18 protein-coding genes are annotated in these 15,898 nt (G+C 74.8%); 8 read left to right on the forward strand and 10 right to left on the reverse strand.

Annotated features, from left to right (window positions below):
- Positions 1-92 precede the first annotated feature (92 nt).
- The 3 genes from ACWENR_RS11620 to ACWENR_RS11630 form a co-directional block, all read right to left on the reverse strand.
- Positions 93-1,241 (reverse strand): Mrp/NBP35 family ATP-binding protein, encoded by a 1,149-nt coding sequence (locus tag ACWENR_RS11620; RefSeq protein ID WP_452276941.1) that lies wholly within the window; start codon positions 1,239-1,241, stop codon positions 93-95.
- A gap of 156 nt (positions 1,242-1,397) precedes the next feature.
- Positions 1,398-2,015 carry a DUF1003 domain-containing protein gene (locus tag ACWENR_RS11625; RefSeq protein WP_452276942.1) on the reverse strand — a complete coding sequence of 206 codons (618 nt, stop codon included), beginning with the start codon at positions 2,013-2,015 and terminating at the stop codon, positions 1,398-1,400.
- The gene (locus tag ACWENR_RS11630) at positions 2,008-3,291 is read right to left on the reverse strand and encodes a magnesium transporter MgtE N-terminal domain-containing protein (protein ID WP_452276943.1); all 1,284 of its coding nucleotides are present in this window, start codon (positions 3,289-3,291) and stop codon (positions 2,008-2,010) included. The genes ACWENR_RS11625 and ACWENR_RS11630 overlap by 8 nt, the downstream gene beginning before the upstream one ends.
- A gap of 33 nt (positions 3,292-3,324) precedes the next feature.
- Here ACWENR_RS11630 and ACWENR_RS11635 point away from each other — a divergent pair, with 33 nt between their 5' ends.
- Both ACWENR_RS11635 and ACWENR_RS11640 read left to right on the forward strand, forming a co-directional pair.
- The gene (locus tag ACWENR_RS11635) at positions 3,325-4,194 is read left to right on the forward strand and encodes a PhzF family phenazine biosynthesis protein (RefSeq protein WP_452276944.1); all 870 of its coding nucleotides are present in this window, start codon (positions 3,325-3,327) and stop codon (positions 4,192-4,194) included.
- A gap of 80 nt (positions 4,195-4,274) precedes the next feature.
- A complete protein-coding gene (locus tag ACWENR_RS11640; RefSeq protein ID WP_452276945.1) occupies positions 4,275-4,784 on the forward strand; it encodes a hypothetical protein in 510 nt (169 codons plus the stop codon).
- A gap of 131 nt (positions 4,785-4,915) precedes the next feature.
- Here the strand turns inward: ACWENR_RS11640 and ACWENR_RS11645 are convergent, their stop codons facing one another.
- A complete protein-coding gene (locus tag ACWENR_RS11645; RefSeq protein WP_452276946.1) occupies positions 4,916-5,635 on the reverse strand; it encodes an HAD family hydrolase in 720 nt (239 codons plus the stop codon).
- A 106-nt stretch (positions 5,636-5,741) separates the two neighbouring features.
- Here ACWENR_RS11645 and ACWENR_RS11650 point away from each other — a divergent pair, with 106 nt between their 5' ends.
- The 3 genes from ACWENR_RS11650 to ACWENR_RS11660 are packed head-to-tail and all read left to right on the forward strand — an operon-like array spanning position 5,742 to position 8,644.
- Positions 5,742-6,686 (forward strand): DMT family transporter, encoded by a 945-nt coding sequence (locus ACWENR_RS11650; RefSeq protein ID WP_452276947.1) that lies wholly within the window; start codon positions 5,742-5,744, stop codon positions 6,684-6,686.
- Between the two features lie 54 nt (positions 6,687-6,740).
- On the forward strand, positions 6,741-7,265 hold the full coding sequence (locus ACWENR_RS11655) for a SigE family RNA polymerase sigma factor (RefSeq protein ID WP_452276948.1): 525 nt from the start codon (positions 6,741-6,743) through the stop codon (positions 7,263-7,265).
- Positions 7,262-8,644: a hypothetical protein gene (locus tag ACWENR_RS11660; RefSeq protein WP_452276949.1), complete on the forward strand. Its 1,383-nt coding sequence runs from the start codon at positions 7,262-7,264 to the stop codon at positions 8,642-8,644. Before ACWENR_RS11655 ends, ACWENR_RS11660 begins: the two co-directional genes overlap by 4 nt.
- 233 nt (positions 8,645-8,877) lie before the next feature.
- On the opposite strand, the gene ACWENR_RS11665 is transcribed toward ACWENR_RS11660, so the two are convergent.
- Together ACWENR_RS11665 and ACWENR_RS11670 are read right to left on the reverse strand one after the other, a co-directional pair.
- Positions 8,878-9,657 (reverse strand): GNAT family N-acetyltransferase, encoded by a 780-nt coding sequence (locus ACWENR_RS11665; RefSeq protein ID WP_452276950.1) that lies wholly within the window; start codon positions 9,655-9,657, stop codon positions 8,878-8,880.
- A 101-nt stretch (positions 9,658-9,758) separates the two neighbouring features.
- Positions 9,759-10,583, reverse strand: coding sequence for an SDR family NAD(P)-dependent oxidoreductase (locus ACWENR_RS11670; protein ID WP_452276951.1), 825 nt, complete (start codon positions 10,581-10,583; stop codon positions 9,759-9,761).
- A gap of 128 nt (positions 10,584-10,711) precedes the next feature.
- Here ACWENR_RS11670 and ACWENR_RS11675 point away from each other — a divergent pair, with 128 nt between their 5' ends.
- Positions 10,712-11,668, forward strand: coding sequence for an HpcH/HpaI aldolase/citrate lyase family protein (locus ACWENR_RS11675; protein ID WP_452276952.1), 957 nt, complete (start codon positions 10,712-10,714; stop codon positions 11,666-11,668).
- 57 nt (positions 11,669-11,725) lie between these two features.
- Here ACWENR_RS11675 and ACWENR_RS11680 read toward each other — a convergent pair whose 3' ends face one another.
- The gene (locus tag ACWENR_RS11680) at positions 11,726-12,238 is read right to left on the reverse strand and encodes a DUF4190 domain-containing protein (protein WP_452276953.1); all 513 of its coding nucleotides are present in this window, start codon (positions 12,236-12,238) and stop codon (positions 11,726-11,728) included.
- Positions 12,239-12,427: 189 nt separating this feature from the next.
- On the opposite strand from ACWENR_RS11680, the gene ACWENR_RS11685 reads away from it, so the two are divergent.
- Entirely contained in the window at positions 12,428-13,264 is an 837-nt protein-coding gene (locus tag ACWENR_RS11685; RefSeq protein WP_452276958.1) for an SDR family NAD(P)-dependent oxidoreductase, read from the forward strand.
- 10 nt (positions 13,265-13,274) lie between these two features.
- Here the strand turns inward: ACWENR_RS11685 and ACWENR_RS11690 are convergent, their stop codons facing one another.
- Entirely contained in the window at positions 13,275-13,790 is a 516-nt protein-coding gene (locus ACWENR_RS11690; RefSeq protein ID WP_452276954.1) for a DUF4190 domain-containing protein, read from the reverse strand.
- 173 nt (positions 13,791-13,963) lie between these two features.
- Between ACWENR_RS11690 and ACWENR_RS11695 the strand changes: the two genes are divergently transcribed.
- Positions 13,964-15,160, forward strand: a complete 1,197-nt coding sequence (locus tag ACWENR_RS11695; RefSeq protein ID WP_452276955.1) for an acyl-CoA dehydrogenase family protein — start codon at positions 13,964-13,966, stop codon at positions 15,158-15,160.
- A 109-nt stretch (positions 15,161-15,269) separates the two neighbouring features.
- Here the strand turns inward: ACWENR_RS11695 and ACWENR_RS11700 are convergent, their stop codons facing one another.
- Entirely contained in the window at positions 15,270-15,677 is a 408-nt protein-coding gene (locus tag ACWENR_RS11700; RefSeq protein ID WP_452276956.1) for a CoA-binding protein, read from the reverse strand.
- A gap of 22 nt (positions 15,678-15,699) precedes the next feature.
- Positions 15,700-15,898: hypothetical protein (locus ACWENR_RS11705; RefSeq protein WP_452276957.1), on the reverse strand; the 199-nt coding region annotated here is incomplete at its 5' end.

Here is a 15,898-nt window from a genome sequence, read left to right on the forward strand (position 1 = left end):
GTACGGCTTCGCAGCGACGACGGGGGCGGCGCTCCCGGGGGAACGCCGCCCCCGGTCGGGTGGCGACAGCGCCGGCAGCGGCCGGCGGACGGTCAGCGGCCGCTGGGCTTGAGGCCGAGCGGCTTGCCGAGCAGCGACTCCCGCCGCAGGGCGAGCCGGTCGGCGACCTGGCCCAGCGCCTTCGCGGCCGGCGACTCCGGCTCGGCCAGCACGATCGGGGTGCCCTCGTCGCCGGCCTCGCGGACGCGGGTGTCGAGCGGAACCTGCCCGAGCAGCGGCACCTGGGCGCCGATGGTCTTGGTCAGCGACTCGGCGACCGTCTGGCCGCCGCCGGCGCCGAAGACCTCCATCCGGGAACCGTCCGGCAGCTCCAGCCAGGACATGTTCTCGATGACGCCGACGACGCGCTGGTGGGTCTGCAGGGCGATCGCGCCGGCCCGCTCCGCCACCTCGGCGGCGGCGGCCTGCGGCGTCGTGACGACCAGGATCTCGGAGTTGGGCAGCAGCTGGGCCAGCGAGATGGCCACGTCGCCGGTGCCCGGCGGCAGGTCGAGCAGGAGCACGTCCAGGTCGCCCCAGTAGACGTCGGCGAGGAACTGCTGCAACGCCCGGTGCAGCATCGGGCCGCGCCACACCACGGCGGCGTTGCCGGCGGTGAACATGCCGATCGAGATGACCTTCACGCCGTGCGACTGCGGCGGCATGATCATGTCCTCGACGCGGGTCGGGCGGCCGTCCGCGCCGAGCATCCGGGGCACCGAGTGGCCGTAGATGTCGGCGTCGACCACGCCGACGGAGAGCCCGCGGGCGGCCAGGGCGGCGGCCAGGTTGACCGTCACGCTGGACTTGCCGACGCCGCCCTTGCCGCTGGCGACCGCGTAGACGCGGGTGCGCGAGCCCGGCTGGGCGAACGGGATGACCGGTTCCTGGGAGGCGCCGCCGCCGCGCAGCTTCGACTGGAGCTCCTGGCGCTGCTCGGGGCTCATCACGCCGAACTCGATCTCCACGCCGGTCACCCCGGGCACCGCGCCGACCGCGGCGGTGATGTCCGAGCGGAGCTTGTCCTTCAGCGGACAGCCGGCGACGGTGAGCAACAGCTCGACCCGTACGACGCCGTCGTCGCCGACCTCGGCGGAGCGGACCATGCCCAGCTCGGTGATGGGCCGGCGGATCTCCGGGTCGTTGACGGTGGCCAGCGCGGCCTGGATCGCGTCGGAGACGGTGCTGACGGGTGCTGACATGCCCGCAATGCTACGTCGGCGCCGACGCCGCACCGCCGCCTGCGGGGCCCGGTGTGAGCGAATCGATGACCGCGGTTGGGGGTGGACGACCTACGGCACGAAGTGGGACGATCGAGGCGAACGCCGCTCACCCGGCCCCTTGGGGCGAGCGGCGTTTCACACGTCCCGGGCCTCCGGCCGGCCGTCCATGGACCAGTCGCCGTCCAGGTCGTCGCGGGGCTCGTCCAGGCCCTCCCCGCCCGTCTCCTGCTGCGCCGTCCGCTCCTGCTGGCGGCGCTCCAGCCGCTGCCGGCGGTGGCTGGCCTCGTCCAGCTCCTCGGCCAGCCGGGCCAGCTCCGAACGGAGGAAGTCCCGCGTGGCCACCTCGCCCATCGCGTTGCGCAGCGCGGCGATCTCCCGGGCCAGATACTCCGTGTCGGCCTTCTGCATGGTGGCCCGCCGGCGGTCCTCCTCCAGGGAGACCCGGTCCCGGTCCGCCTGCCGGTTCTGCGCCAGCAGGATCAGCGGGGCCGCGTAGCTGGCCTGCAGGGACAGCACCAGGGTCAGGAACGTGAAGGTGTACGGGTCGAAGCGCAGGTGCGCCGGGGCCAGGGTGTTCCAGCCGAACCACAGCGCGATCACGACCGTCATGTAGACGATGAAGTTCGCCGTGCCCATTCCCCGGGCGATCCCCTCGGACCACCGCCCGAACGCCTCCGGGTCGAACCGGGGCAGCTTGACGCCCCGGGGCTCGCGCGGCTGGTCGAGCCGCTGCGCCCGCCGCTGGTCAGCCATCCGCGCCGCCCACCGGCTCGGCGGCGCCCGGGCTCGTGCCGGCGTCCCGGTCCCGCCAGTCGCGGGGCAGCAGGTGGTCCAGCACGTCGTCGACCGTGACCGCGCCGACCAGCCGGTTGTTGCGGTCGACCACCGGCATGGCGACCAGGTCGTACGTGGCCATCCGGCGGGTGATCTCCGGCAGCGGGGTGGCCGCCCGCAGCGGGTCGATGTCGTTGACCACCACCCCGCCGAGCAGGTCGGCCGGCGGCTCGCGGAGCAGCCGCTGGAAGTGCACCATGCCGAGGTAGCGGCCCGTCGGCGTGGTCATCGGCGCCCGGGACACGAAGACCTGCGCGGCGATCGCGGGGGAGAGCTGCGGCTCCCGGATCCGTGCCAGGGCCTCGGCGACCGTGGCGTCCGGCGGCAGGATGACCGGCTCGGAGGTCATCACGCTGCCCGCCGTGCCCGGCGTGTACTTGAGCAGCTGACGGACCGGGTCGGCCTCGTCCGGCTGCATCAGGTCGAGCAGCACGTCCTGCTCCGGCGGGGGCAGCTCGCTGAGCAGGTCCGCCGCGTCGTCCGGGTCCATCTCCTCCAGCACCTCGGCGGCCCGCTGCCGGTCCAGCGCGGCCAGGATCTCCACCTGGTCGTGCTCCGGCAGCTCGCTCAGCACGTCCGCCAGGCGCTCGTCGTCGAGCGCGGCGGCGACCTCGTTGCGCCGGGCGTCGGGAAGGTCCTGGAGCGCGTTGGCGAGGTCGGCGGGGCGCATGTCCTCCAGCACCGCGAGCAGGTTGGCGGTGCCCCGGCTGTCGGCGATGCCGCTGAGCCCGCGTACCCGCTCCCACTCCACCTGGTGCAGGTGGCCCCGGCGGGTCAGCCGGCCGGTCTGCTCGCGTACGGCCACCCGGCTCAGCGACCACTCGCCGCCCCGGCTGCACTCCATCGCCACGTCGACGACCGAGCCCGCCTGCCCGCCCGGCTCGACCTGCACCCGCCGGTCGAGCAGCTCCTGGAGCACGAGCAGCTCGTTCGGGCGCTTCTCGAAGCGGCGCAGGTTGAGCGTCCCGGTGCCGAGCACGATCGCGTCCGAGTCGATGGAGGTGATCCGGTTGATGGAGAGGAAGATGCGCCGCCGCATGGGCATCTCCGCGACCAGCCCGACCACCTCGGGCGGGCGCTGCGTCGGGCGCAGCCGGGCCACCGCGTCGCGGACCCGGCCCACCTGGTCGCCGTTGGGGTCGAAGACGGCGACCCCGGCGAGCCGGGCGATGTAGATCCGGGTCGGCGTGCTCACGGGCACCAGCCTAAGCGCCTAGTGTCTAACAACATGTCGACCTTGGCCTACGAGATCGTGGACGTCTTCACCGACCGCCCGTTCGCCGGCAACCCGCTGGCCGTGGTGTTCGGCGCCGAAGCGCTGGCCACCGAGCAGATGCAGGCGCTCGCGCGTGAGTTCAACCTCTCCGAGACGGTGTTCGTCCTCCCGCCCACCCAGGTCGGCGCCACCTACCGGGCCCGCATCTTCACCCCCGCCGACGAGTTGCCCTTCGCGGGGCACCCCAGCGTCGGCGCGGCGGTGACCGCGAGCCGCCGGGGCATGTTCGGCACGGGGCAGGTCACCCAGGAGTGCGGCGCCGGCGTACTGCCGATCGAGGTGACCGCGACCGGGGCCACGCTGACCGGCGGCGTCCCCACCCTCGGCCCCGAGCTGGGCCCGGAGCCGCTGCTGGAGATGGCGGGGCTCAGCGCGGACGACCACGTCGGCCCGGCGCCCCGGGTGGCCGGCTGCGGGCTGGAGTTCCCGTACCTTCCGGTCCGTCCGGACGCGGTCGCCCGCGCGCGGGTCAACGCGGCGGCGGCACAGCGGTACGGAGTCGAGCACGTCAGCGTCTTCTCCTGGAACGCCGCCGCGCAAACCGCGCACGCCCGGGTCTTCGTCCCCGGGGTCGGCGTGCCGGAGGACCCGGCCACCGGTTCAGCCGCCCTGGGCCTCGGGGTGTGGCTGGTCGCCAGCGGCCTGCTGCCCGCCGACGGGCGCGCGTCGTACACGGTCCACCAGGGCGTCGAGATCAACCGTCCGTCCGTGCTGGCCTGCACGGTGACGGCCGCCGGCGGGCAGGCCGTCGGCGCCACCGTGGCCGGCGACGTGATGCCGGTCGCCCGGGGCGAGATCATGGTCCCCCCGTTCGTCGGCTGACCCCGCGCGAACCGCGCCGCGACGCGGGCGGGAGCCGGGCGGCGCTGACGGGACCGGGGCGGGTGCGGGAGGATGCCGGTGTGACCGACGCGGACCGGACCAGCACGCCGCTGGTCGACGAGGCGATGAAGAAGGCCGCCGTGGCCTGGGTGAGCGTGCCCGGCGGGCCGGCGCTCGCGCTCTGGTGCGTGCCGCTGGAGGGTGCGCTCTTCGTGGTCAGCGGCCCGGGCGAGCAGTCCGCGCCGGGGCTGGCCGACGCCACGGAGGCCCAGGTCACCCTGCGCGGCGACCACGGCGGGCGGATCGTCACCTGGCCGGCCCGGGTCAGCCGCCTGGTGCCCGGCACCGAGCACTGGGAGACCACCGCCCCGCTGGTGGCCGCGAAGCGGCTGAACGCGCCCGGGCCGACCGCCGAACTGGTGGCCCGCTGGGCGGCCGACGGCTGCGCGGTGAACCGGCTGACGCCGGCCGGCGACCCGCTCGCCGGGGCCGAACTGCCCGCCGACTCGCTCGCGGAGGTGCCCCGGGACGCGCCGGTGGTCCGGGCGATCCGCAAGCCGTTCCGCCTGCACCGCGTCCGCCGCCGCTGACTGCTGGCCGCCGCCGCTGACCGCTGGCCGCCGTCGCCGACCGCTCGTCTCGCCGCCTGCGCCGTCGCCGACCGCTCGCCTGGCCGCGTCCGCCGTCGCTGACCCCGCCCGCGTGGGGACCGGGGCGCGGGTCAGGCGCCGCAGCCGGCCGGCACCGGCGCGTCCACCGCCCGGCCGACCAGCTCGACCACCTCGTCGAGCGAGCGCAGCACCGGCCCGCGCCACGCCGCGTCGGCGTTGAACACCATGTGTTCGGCCAGGTCCGGCGCGGCCAGCCGCACCGCGGTCATTCCGGCCCGCTCCGCCCCGGTCAGCTCCTGGCTGCCGCCGTCGCCGACGTAGAGGCAGTCCGCGGCGGCCACGCCGAGCCGCCGGCACGCCGCCTGGTAGAGCGCCGGATCCGGCTTGCAGCGACCCACCTGCACCGAGAAGACGCGCACGTCGAGCAGCGGGGCGATCGGCAGTTGGGGCAGGAACGCCGGCAGCTCGTGCGTGCAGTCGCTGATCACCCCCGTCCGCAGGCCGTGCCGGCGCAGCGCGGCCAGCGTGGGCACGGCCTCGTCCCGCAGCCGGGTGTCGGCGCGTACGGCCCGGTGGCGGGAGGCCACCGCCGACCGGACCGCGTCGTCGGAGGGGCGCACGCCGACCTGCTCGCACACCCAGCGCAGGGTCGCCTCGGCGTTGCCGAACCGCCCGCAGGCCCGCTCGTAGAAGGTGCGGTCGAGCACGTCGACGAGGGTGCCGGGCGGGCATCCGAGCAGCTCGGCGGTCGACCGGTGCGCCTCGCCCCGCTGCACGGAACGGGTCAGCGTGCCGAAGAAGTCGAACAGCACCGCCTGGAAGGTGGGCATGGGGGAGCGCCTCCGGGCGGTCGAGGGGTCGCCGGCGCGGACAGGCATGATCGTAACCGAGCGTTGACGGTCCGTGCTGGCCGGCGTCGTGTGAGGATTGCACCCCGTGTCCACCGCACCGCACCGCCCGCCCCTCGACCCGGTGACCACCGGAGCGCTCGCCCTGGCCGTCGTGGCCGTCTCGTCGTCCGCCCCGCTGGTGGCCTTCGCGGCGGCGCCCGCCCTGGCCGTGGCGTTCTGGCGCAACCTGCTCTCGGCCGCGGTGCTCGGCCCGTACGCGCTCGGGCGGCGGCGGGCCGAGTTCCGGTCGCTGACGGTGGGCGCCGGGCGGCGCGAGGGCCTCTACTGCGTCCTGTCCGGGGTCGCGCTCGCCGCCCACTTCGCCACCTGGATGCCGAGCGCCCAGCTCACCTCGGTCGCCGCGGCGACGGCGCTGGGTGCCACCCAGCCGGTCTGGCAGGGGCTGATCGCCCGTGGCCAGGGCCGCCGGCTGCCGCTGGCCGTGTGGGCCGGCATCGGCGTGGCGGTCGCCGGGGCCGCCCTCGCGACCGGGGCCGACTTCGCCGTCTCGGGCCGGGCCTTCGCAGGCGACCTGCTCGCGGTGGTCGGCGGCATGTTCGCGGCGGTCTACACCGCGTTCGGCGAGCGGGCCCGCACGACGATCAGCACCACGACGTACACGACCATCTGCTACGGCGTCTGCGCCCTGCTCCTGCTGGTGGTCTGCCTGGTCGGCGGGGTGCCGCTGACCGGCTTCGACACCGGCACGTGGGCCGCCGTGCTCGCCCTCGTGGCCGGCGCCCAACTGCTCGGGCACTCGATGTTCAACTACGCGCTGCGCCGCGTCTCGGCGACCACGATCAGCGTGCTGGTCCTGTTGGAGGCGCCGGGCGCGGCCCTGATCGGCTGGGCCTGGCTCGGCCAGCTGCCCCGGGCCACCGCCCTGCCCGGCCTGGCGCTGCTGCTGGCCGGCGTCGCGGTGGTCGTGCTCGGCGCCGCCCGCCGCGTCCCGCCGGCGTCCACCGCCGTCCCGGCCGACGCCGGCCCGTAGGTTCCCTCCGCGACCACCCCTGCCCGCGTCTGCCTGGGTGAGGAGGGCTGTTCGTTGACTGCTGAGGACCGCGCCCGAGCCGGCTTCGCCGAGTTCGTCCGCGAAGAGACGACCGGGCTGACCCGGTTCGCCTACCTGCTCACCGGCGACCGGCACCACGCCGAGGATCTGGTGCAGGTGGCGTTCGCCCGGGTGGCCGTGCGTTGGGAGCGGCTCGACGACCCGGGGGCGTACCTGCGCCGGGTGCTCTACACGCAGGCGGCGAGCTGGTGGCGATGGCGGCGGGCCCGCCCACCCGAGCACCTGGGCGTGGCGCTGCCCGAGCGGGCCGCCGCGCCCGACGACGTCGACCTGCGGCTGGCGCTGCGGGCGGCGCTGGACCGGCTGACGGTCCGGCAGCGGGCCGTGCTGGTGCTGCGCTACTACGAGGACCGCAGCGAGGCCGAGACCGCGGAACTGCTCGGCTGCCGGCTCGGCACCGTCAAGAGCCAGACGCGGCACGCCCTCGGCAGGCTGCGCGCCCTCGCCCCCGAACTGGCCGAGCTGGTCGGCCGGAAACCGCAGGAGGTGTACCGATGACCGATCGACTCACCGCGGCGTTGCACGGCCTGGCCGACGGCGTGCCGGCCGCCGCCGTGCCGGAGGACCTCTTCGACACCGCGCGGCGCCGGCACCGGGGGCGGCGGGCCGCCGCGGCCGGCGCGCTCGCCGTCCTGGTGCTGGTCCTCAGCGTCGGGTACGCGCTGCGCCCGGTCGCCCCGCCGGCTCCCGCGGGTTCCCGCGTCGACGCGCCCGGCCTGCCGTCCCGCCTGGTCGCGCCGGGACTGTTGACCGCGTCGGTCGACGGGTCGCCGCCCGGCCCGGCGGCGGCGCTGTTCGGCGGCCCGGCGGTGCGCAGCGACTGGCACGAGACCCGGCTGGCGGTGGTGGCCGCCGGGACCGACCGCTACCGCCGGTTGGACGCCGGCCCGGCCTCGCCCGGGTTCGACGCGCTGCTCTCCCCGGACGGCCGGTACGTCTGGGCGGGTGGGCGGCTGTTCGACCTGACCACCGGCGAGCACACCGGCGCCGACGTGCGGGGACACCCGCTGGCCTTCGCTCCCGACGGCAAGCGGCTCGCCTACGCGGCGGAGGACACCTTCACCGAGCCGAACACCTACGCCACCCCGCACGTCGGCCTGTACGACCGGGAGCGCCGGGCCGACGTGTTGCGGGTCCGCGTCGGCACCGCGTGGGTGCGTCCCGGGCGGGCGGCCGTCACCCGGGACGGAGCTGCCCTCGCCGTCCAGGTCCGCAACGAGGTGTGGCTGACCCGGGTCGCCGACGCGGGCGCCGACGGCACCGCCGAGCCCTACCTGAAGCTGCCGGGAGGGCTGGCCGGGCCGGGCGCGTGGCTGCCCGACGGGCAGTCGGTGGCCGTGCTCCTGCGGACGGTCTGCGGGCGCTGCCCGGGCCCGGTGCCGACCTACCGGCGCAGCTGGCGCCTGGTGGTCCCGACCCGGCTGCCCGCCGCCGCCTTCCCGACGGTGGATTCCGCCACCTTCCTGCAGGTGCTCGGCTGGCGGTCGGCGGACGAGGCGGTGGCGCTGGTGGGCGTGCCCGGGCCGGACGCGGTCAATCGCCCGGAAGAGCACGACATCGCGGTCAGCCCCTACCACGAGCCGGGCACGGCGGCCGTGCAGGTGGTGCTGCTGCGCCGGGGCGCCGCCGCGCCCGAGGTGCTGTGGCGCACCCCGGACGGCGTCACCGAGCTCTCGGTCGCCGCCGACCTCGCGGTCGACGGCGCGGTCCGGGCGGCCGGCGAGCCCGACTTCGGCCCGCCGCCCTCCTGGCTGGTCGCCCTCGGGCTGGCCGGCGTGACCCTGCTCTTCGGGGCCGGGGTCGGGCTGGTGCGCGCCCGACGGCGGCGGCGACGTGCGCGCCGGGCCGCTGAGGTGACGTCCGCGCCGGGCGGGTGAGGTGGCGTCCGCGCCGGGTGGGTGAGGTGGCGTCCGCGCCGGGCGGGTGAGGTGGGCGTCCGCGCCGGGCGGGTGAGGTGGGCGTCCGCGCCGGGGCCGGTGCGGTGGGCGTCCACCTGGGACGAGACGAGGTGGTCCCCACGGCGGGCATGAGCGCGGCGTCGCGCGGGCCGGGCCGATGAGGCCGCGTCCGGCCCCGCGCGCCGCCCGCGGCTCGCACGGCCGCCGCGCCCTCAGACCTCGTGGACCTCCAGCACCCGGGCCGTGGGCACGGCGTCGCCCAGCGCGTCCCGCAGCGCCAGCCGCTCCGGATCCGCCAGGAAGGCGTCGTAGCCGTCGCGGGTGTCGAACCGGATCACGTGCACCTCGGCGTGCCCGTCGCCGGTGCGCAGCCGGCGCTCCAGCCGCCCGCCGTGCCGCCCGAGCAGGCCCAGCACCGCGTCCTCGTACCGCCGGCCGGCCTCGGCCTCGGGCAGGTCGACCACGGCGACCACGCGCACCGCGGCGGCCGGGTCGGTGACGAGGGACTTCCAGAACTGGTGGTCGACGTGGCCGCCGGGGATGCCCTCCCGCCGCCCGGTGTCCTGGTAGCCGTTGCGGCGGTAGAACTCCGGCGCCTGGAACGAGAACGACGCGACCGAGACCTGGGTGCAGCCGCGCCGGCGGGCCTCCTCCTCGGCGGCCCGCAGCAGCCGGCCGCCCCAGCCCTCGGAGCGGCGGTCCTCGCGGACCCAGACCGTGTTGATCCCGGCGCAACCGCCCCACGTCCAGCCGGTCAGCCCGGCGACGATCTCGCCGTCGGCGCCGGTGACCCGGACGGAGAGGTCGGCCTCGTCGTCCGCGCCGGTCGCCCGGTTGTTGAAGGCCGTCAGCTCGGCGTCGATCCGGGCCGCCAGCTCCCGGTCCGCGCCGAGCACGCGCAACGTGTCGCCGGCCGGGCCGGGCGCGGCATCCGTCGCGTCGGCCGCGTCCCGGTTCTCGTACGCGGTGGCGGTGTCGTTCCCCGTCGTCATGCCGCGAAGTATCGCAGCGGGGCGAGCACGAGCGACACCGCCAAAGCCGGGACGCCACCTCCGCCGGGACGTCGCCTCCGCCAGGGAAGCCGGGACGCCGGCTACGCGGGGACGCCTACCGCCTCGGCGCTGGCCCCCCAGAGCCGCGCGGCGAGCTGCGCGTCGGCCGCCTTGCGCAGCGGTCGGCGGGGCCGCCGGTCGGCGTAGTAGCCGCCGGTGCGCAGCCGCGACGGGTCCTGGTTGGCGAGCCACACCAGCGTCTCGGCCCCCTTCTCGGGGCTGCGGAACGGCAGCATCCGCATGCCCACGGCGACCAGCCGGCTGTCGTTGCCGAACCGGGTGCGCACCACCCCCGGATGGAAGCAGTACGCCGGGACGTCCGGCCAGCGCCGGGCCGCCTCGGCGGTGAACAGGATGTTCGCCTGCTTGCTGGTGCCGTACGCGCGCATCGGGCGGTAGCGGCGCAGCGGGGCGTTCAGGTCGTCGGGGTCGAGCACGCCACTGCGATGCGCGCCGGAGGCGGTCACCACCATCCGGCCGATCCGGTCCCGCAGCAGGTTGCTGAGCAGGAACGGGGCCAGGTGGTTGGCCTGGATCGACAGCTCGAAACCGTCGACGGTGGTGAGCGGCTGGAGGACGATCGCGCCGGCGTTGTTGGCCAGCACGTCGATCCGGTCGTACGCGGCCCGCAGCTTCTCGGCCAGCCGGCGCACGTCGTCGAGCACGGCGAAGTCGGCCCGGAACAGCTCGGGCCGTTCGCCGGACGCCTCCCGGACCTGTTCCGCCGCGGCCTGGAGCCGGGCCGGGTCCCGGCCGACGAGTACCACCTGGTCGTTGCGGCGCGCCAGGTCGACGGCGGCCGCCAGCCCGATACCCGAACTGGCCCCGGTCACCACCACCAGCCGGCGCCCAGTGAGATCTTCCACAGGTCCATTCACCCCGGTCACGGCACGAGGTTACCGTGGCGTCACAAAGCCCTCCGGGTTCGTCAGGTCTTCGCATTTCTCGTCAGGTGGCGTCGGCGTGCCCGCCGCACGCTGGAAGGAGCGCATCCATGGCCGCAGTAGGTCGCCCCCGCCGGTCCTGCCTCGCGGTACCCGGCTCCAGCGTCAAGATGCTCGGCAAGGCCCAGGGTCTCCCCGCCGACCAGGTCTTCCTCGACCTGGAGGACGCGGTCGCCCCGCTGGCCAAGCCCGACGCCCGCAAGAACATCGTCGCGGCGCTCAACGAGGGCGACTGGTCGGGCAAGACCCGGGTCGTACGCGTCAACGACCTGACCACCCCGTGGACCTACCGGGACGTCATCGACGTGGTCGAGGGCGCCGGCGCCAACCTGGACTGCGTCATGCTGCCGAAGGTGCAGAACGCGGCCCAGGTGCAGTGGCTCGACATGACGCTCACCCAGCTGGAGAAGACCCTGGGGCTGGAGGTGGGCCGGATCGGCATCGAGGCGCAGATCGAGAACGCCGCCGGGCTGGTCAACATCGACTCCATCGCCGCAGCCTCGCCCCGGGTCGAGACGATCATCTTCGGTCCGGCCGACTTCATGGCCTCGATCAACATGAAGTCCCTGGTGGTGGGCGCCCTCATCCCGGACTACCCGGGCGACCCCTACCACTACATCCTGATGCGGATCCTGATGGCCGCCCGGATGCACGACAAGCAGGCCATCGACGGCCCGTTCCTGCAGATCCGCGACGTGGACGGGTTCCGCGAGGTGGCCAAGCGCTCGGCGGCGCTCGGCTTCGACGGCAAGTGGGTGCTGCACCCGGGCCAGATCGACGCCGCGAACGAGGTCTACTCGCCGGCCCAGGACGACTACGACCACGCCGAGCTGATCCTCGACGCGTACGAGCACTACACCTCCGAGGCGGGCGGCCGGCTCGGCGCCGTGATGCTCGGCGACGAGATGATCGACGAGGCGTCCCGCAAGATGGCCCTCGTGGTCGCGGCCAAGGGGCGGGCCGCGGGCATGACCCGGACCTCGTCCTTCACCCCGCCGGCGCAGTAGTCCCGCCGGCACCGTCGATCCGTGCCGCCCCGGCCCACGCCGGGGCGGCGCGGTCGTTCAGTAGCTGCTGCCGCTGGTGTCGGCCTGGCTGATCGCGAAGATGATGAGCGCCACGTAGAAGAGGATGGCCAGCACGATCAGGCCGGTGAGGATCCAGCCGATGATGATGGCGGCCTTCGCCATCCCCTCGCCGCTCTCGCCGGTCTGCTGGATCTGCTTCTGCGCGACGTGACCGAGGATCGCGCCGACCGGCGCGGTGATGCAGGACGCGAAACCGACGAGGGCGAGCACCAGGGCGGCGATCGCGATGCCGTTGGTCCGCTGCGGCGCGGCGTAGCCGTACATCGGGTAGGCCGGCGGCGGATATCCGGCCGCCGCGGGCTGGCCCGAGGTCTGCTTCACGCCGGCGTACGGGTCGCCGGCCGCGTACGGGTCCGGCGGGGCGTACGGGTCCGGGCCGGTGGGCTGGGCGGGGATGGGTTGACCGCTCACCGGGTCGGCGGGCGGGCTCGACTGCTGGCCCGACCACGCCGGGTCGTTCCAGCCGCCGGAGGGCGGGGGGTATGTCATTCGTCTACTCCGTTGGGGTCGGGTGCGCCCGTCAGGGTAGTCACGCCGGCCCACACGCAGGGGGCTCGCCACCGGGTGTGCCGCGTTGCCCGGGCCCCGGCGAGCGGGCAGGATCCTGGCATGGTGATTGACGCGCGAGCCGCGGACCGCTCCGGAAGTCGACCGAGACGGGACGCGAGCCGTCCCGGGCTGGCCCGGCGCAGCCGCGCCGTCGCCCCGGCGGGCCCCGCCGGCGTCGACGAGCCGGCGCCGCTGCCGGACCCGGTGACGATGCGGCTCGACGGGAAGGTCGCCCTGGTCACGGGCGCGGGCAGCGCGGATGGCATCGGGTACGCGACGGCCCGCCGGCTCACCGATCTCGGCGCCCGGGTGGCCATCGTCTCCACCACCCGGCGCATCCACGAGCGGGCCAGCGAGCTGGGCGTGACCGGCTTCGTCGCGGACCTCACCGACGAGTCGGAGGTCGGGGCGCTCGCCGACGCGGTCACCGAGCAGCTCGGCGACGTGGAGGTGCTGGTCAACAACGCCGGCCTGGCCAGCCGGGCGAGCCCCGAGGTGCTGCGCCCGGTCGCCCAGCTCAGCTACGACGAGTGGCGCGGCGAGATCGACCGGAACCTGACCACCGCGTTCCTGTGCAGCCGCGCCTTCATCGGCGGGATGGCCGAGCGGGGCTGGGGCCGGATCGTCAACCTCGCGGCCACCGCCGGGCCGGTCAACGCGCTGCCGACCGAGGCGGCGTACGCGGCGGCCAAGGCGGGCGTGGTGGGGCTGACCCGGGCGCTGGCGATGGAGATGATCGCCGACGGGGTGACCGTCAACGCCGTCGCGCCGGGCACCATCCACACCGCGGCCTCCACGGTCGCGGAGATCAGGCAGGGCCTCGGCACGCCGGTCGGCCGCCCCGGCACGCCGGACGAGGTGGCGGCGGCGATCACCTTCCTCTGCTCGCCGGCCGCGTCGTACATCACCGGGCAGATGCTGGTGGTGGACGGCGGCAACAGCGTCCGCGAGGCGCAGTACCGGTGACCCGGCGGCGTCAGTAGTTGGTGCCGCCGTCGCCGGCGACGACGATCAGGGCGATCCACCCGCAGCAGGCGAGCAGGCCCAGGCCGGTGAAGGCGTAGCTCAGGACGAGACCCCAGGTGGCGAGCTGGTCGCCCTCCTCGCCCGTGGTGCGGATCTGCCGCTTGGCCAGGTGCCCGAGGACGATGCCGGCCGGGGCGAAGACGAACGCGAGCACCAGCGAGAGGATGGCCAGCACGTTCGTGCCCCCGCCCGGCCGGGGACCGGCCGGCGGGCCGTACTGCCCGTAGGGCACCTGCGGGGTGTACGGGGGCTGGTGCCCCCACTGCTGCCCGTGCGGCGGTTCGCCGGGCCGCTCGTAGGAGGGCTGCCCGTACGCCGGCTGCTCCTGGGACGGCGGGCCGTACGACGGCGGTTCGGACCACGACGGCGGCGGCTCGGACCGCGACGGGTCGTGGCCCGGCGGGGGCTCCCACGGCGACGGCGGCCGGTCCGGATCGGGCGGGCCCGGCGGCGGTGGCTGGCTCACGGTCTCCTCCTGCCGGTGGCGGATCGCGTCCCTCTTGCCGGACGCTACCCGCAGCGGTGAACCTTTTCACAGCGGTTGTGTGGACTGGTCACCTTGGCCTCGCCGGCCGGGCGGCTGATACTGACCGAGCGTTCAGTTACCCATGAGTAAGGCGCCGACCCCCGGAGGCTGAGATGGCCCGACTCGCCCAGACGCCCGGCCTGACCGATGTGCAGCGGTCGATCCTGGAAACCGTCCGGGAGTTCGCCGACAAGGAGATCATCCCGCACGCGCAGCGGCTGGAGCACGCCGACGAGTACCCGACCGACATCCTCGACGGGATGCGCGAGATGGGCCTCTTCGGCCTCACCATCGACGAGGAGTACGGCGGCCTCGGCGAGTCCCTGCTGACGTACGCCCTCGTGGTGGAGGAGCTGTCCCGGGGCTGGATGTCGATCTCGGGCATCGTCAACACCCACTTCATCGTCGCGTACCTGATCTCCCAGCACGGCTCCGCCGAGCAGAAGGCCCGGCTGCTGCCGAAGATGGCCACCGGCGAGGTGCGCGGCGCGTTCTCGATGTCCGAGCCCGAGTGCGGCTCCGACGTCTCCGCGATCAAGTCCAGGGCCGTCCGGGAGGGCGACCGGTTCGTCATCAACGGCCAGAAGATGTGGCTGACCAACGGGGCGTACTCCTCGGTGGTGGCGACCCTGGTCAAGACCGACACCGGCGCCGACTCGGTCTACGGCAACATGAGCACCTTCCTGCTGGAGAAGGAGCCCGGCTTCGGCGAGACCGCCCCCGGCCTCACCATCCCCGGCAAGATCGACAAGATGGGCTACAAGGGCGTCGAGACCACCGAGATGGTGCTCGACGGCGTGACCGTCGACGAGTCCGCCGTCCTCGGCGGCGCGGAGAAGGTCGGCCGCGGCTTCTACCAGATGATGGACGGCATCGAGGTCGGCCGGGTCAACGTGGCCGCCCGCGCCTGCGGCATCTCCATCCGCGCCTTCGAGCTCGCCGTCGCCTACGCCCAGCAGCGCCAGACCTTCGGCCAGCCCCTCGCCCGGCACCAGGCCGTCGCCTTCAAGCTCGCCGAGATGGGCACCAAGATCGAGGCCGCGCACGCCCTCATGGTCAACGCCGCCCGCCTCAAGGACGCCGGCCAGCGCAACGACGTCGAGGCCGGCATGGCCAAGCTGCTTGCCTCGGAATACTGCGCCGAGGTCGTCCAGGAGGCGTTCCGCATCCACGGCGGCTACGGCTACTCCAAGGAGTACGAGATCGAGCGGCTCATGCGGGAGGCCCCCTTCCTGCTCATCGGCGAGGGCACCTCGGAGATCCAGAAGACGATCATCTCCCGCGGCCTGCTCAAGGAATACAAGCTCTGAGGCTGAGGGCACCGTCGCGTAGGCGGGGCGTCCTCGCGTAGGCGGGGCGCCCTCGCGTCGGCGGGGCGCCCTCGCGCGGGTGCCCGTCCTGGCGTCGGCGGGCGCCCGCTCAGCCGAGCCGGGTCAGGCCGGCGGCGGCGCGCTCCACGATCAGGCAGCGGTCCTCGACGTAGTCGATGCCCGCCTTCGTGGCGATGCGGCGCGCCTCCGGCGAGACGATGCCGAGCTGCAACCAGACCGCCGGCGCGCCGATCGCGACCGCCTCGCGGACCACGTCGACGGCGTCCTGCGCGGGCCGGAACACGTCGACCAGGTCGACCGGGTGCGGGATGTCGGCCAGGGACCGGTAGACCCGCTCACCGAAGAGTTCGTCGGCCGTCGGGTTGACCGGGATGATCCGCCAGCCGTACCGCTGCATCTGCGCCGGCACGCTGTGCGCGGCCTTGCGCGGGTCGCGGGACGCGCCGACGACGGCGATCACGGCGGAGTCGGCGAGGATCTGCTGAGCGGAGCGCACCCGCCGACTCTAACCCCGCCGCTCAGCCGCCGCCCGCGAGCGCGCCGCTCAGCCGGGCGTGCTCCTCGGACGTGCCGATCGCCGCGCGGTGCTCGGGATGCGCTGCGTAGTGCTGGATGGCCCCGGCTAGCCCGTGTTTCGTAAGGGCCGTGTTGGGCGGTGAGGTGGGCCCGGCGTGGCGGTGATCGCTAAAGGTTGAGGTCTCCGGTAGATCGGTTAGC

The organism is Micromonospora sp. NPDC004336, assembly GCF_053602615.1.

Bases quoted from the DNA above. Each gene is read 5' to 3' on its own strand.
- ACWENR_RS11620 (WP_452276941.1), bottom strand. From the start codon at position 1,241: ATGTCAGCACCCGTCAGCACCGTCTCCGACGCGATCCAGGCCGCGCTG.
- ACWENR_RS11625 (WP_452276942.1), bottom strand. From the start codon at position 2,015: ATGGCTGACCAGCGGCGGGCGCAGCGGCTCGACCAGCCGCGCGAGCCC.
- ACWENR_RS11635 (WP_452276944.1), top strand. From the start codon at position 3,325: ATGTCGACCTTGGCCTACGAGATCGTGGACGTCTTCACCGACCGCCCG.
- ACWENR_RS11645 (WP_452276946.1), bottom strand. From the start codon at position 5,635: ATGCCCACCTTCCAGGCGGTGCTGTTCGACTTCTTCGGCACGCTGACC.
- ACWENR_RS11660 (WP_452276949.1), top strand. From the start codon at position 7,262: ATGACCGATCGACTCACCGCGGCGTTGCACGGCCTGGCCGACGGCGTG.
- ACWENR_RS11665 (WP_452276950.1), bottom strand. From the start codon at position 9,657: ATGACGACGGGGAACGACACCGCCACCGCGTACGAGAACCGGGACGCG.
- ACWENR_RS11675 (WP_452276952.1), top strand. From the start codon at position 10,712: ATGGCCGCAGTAGGTCGCCCCCGCCGGTCCTGCCTCGCGGTACCCGGC.
- ACWENR_RS11680 (WP_452276953.1), bottom strand. From the start codon at position 12,238: ATGACATACCCCCCGCCCTCCGGCGGCTGGAACGACCCGGCGTGGTCG.
- ACWENR_RS11695 (WP_452276955.1), top strand. From the start codon at position 13,964: ATGGCCCGACTCGCCCAGACGCCCGGCCTGACCGATGTGCAGCGGTCG.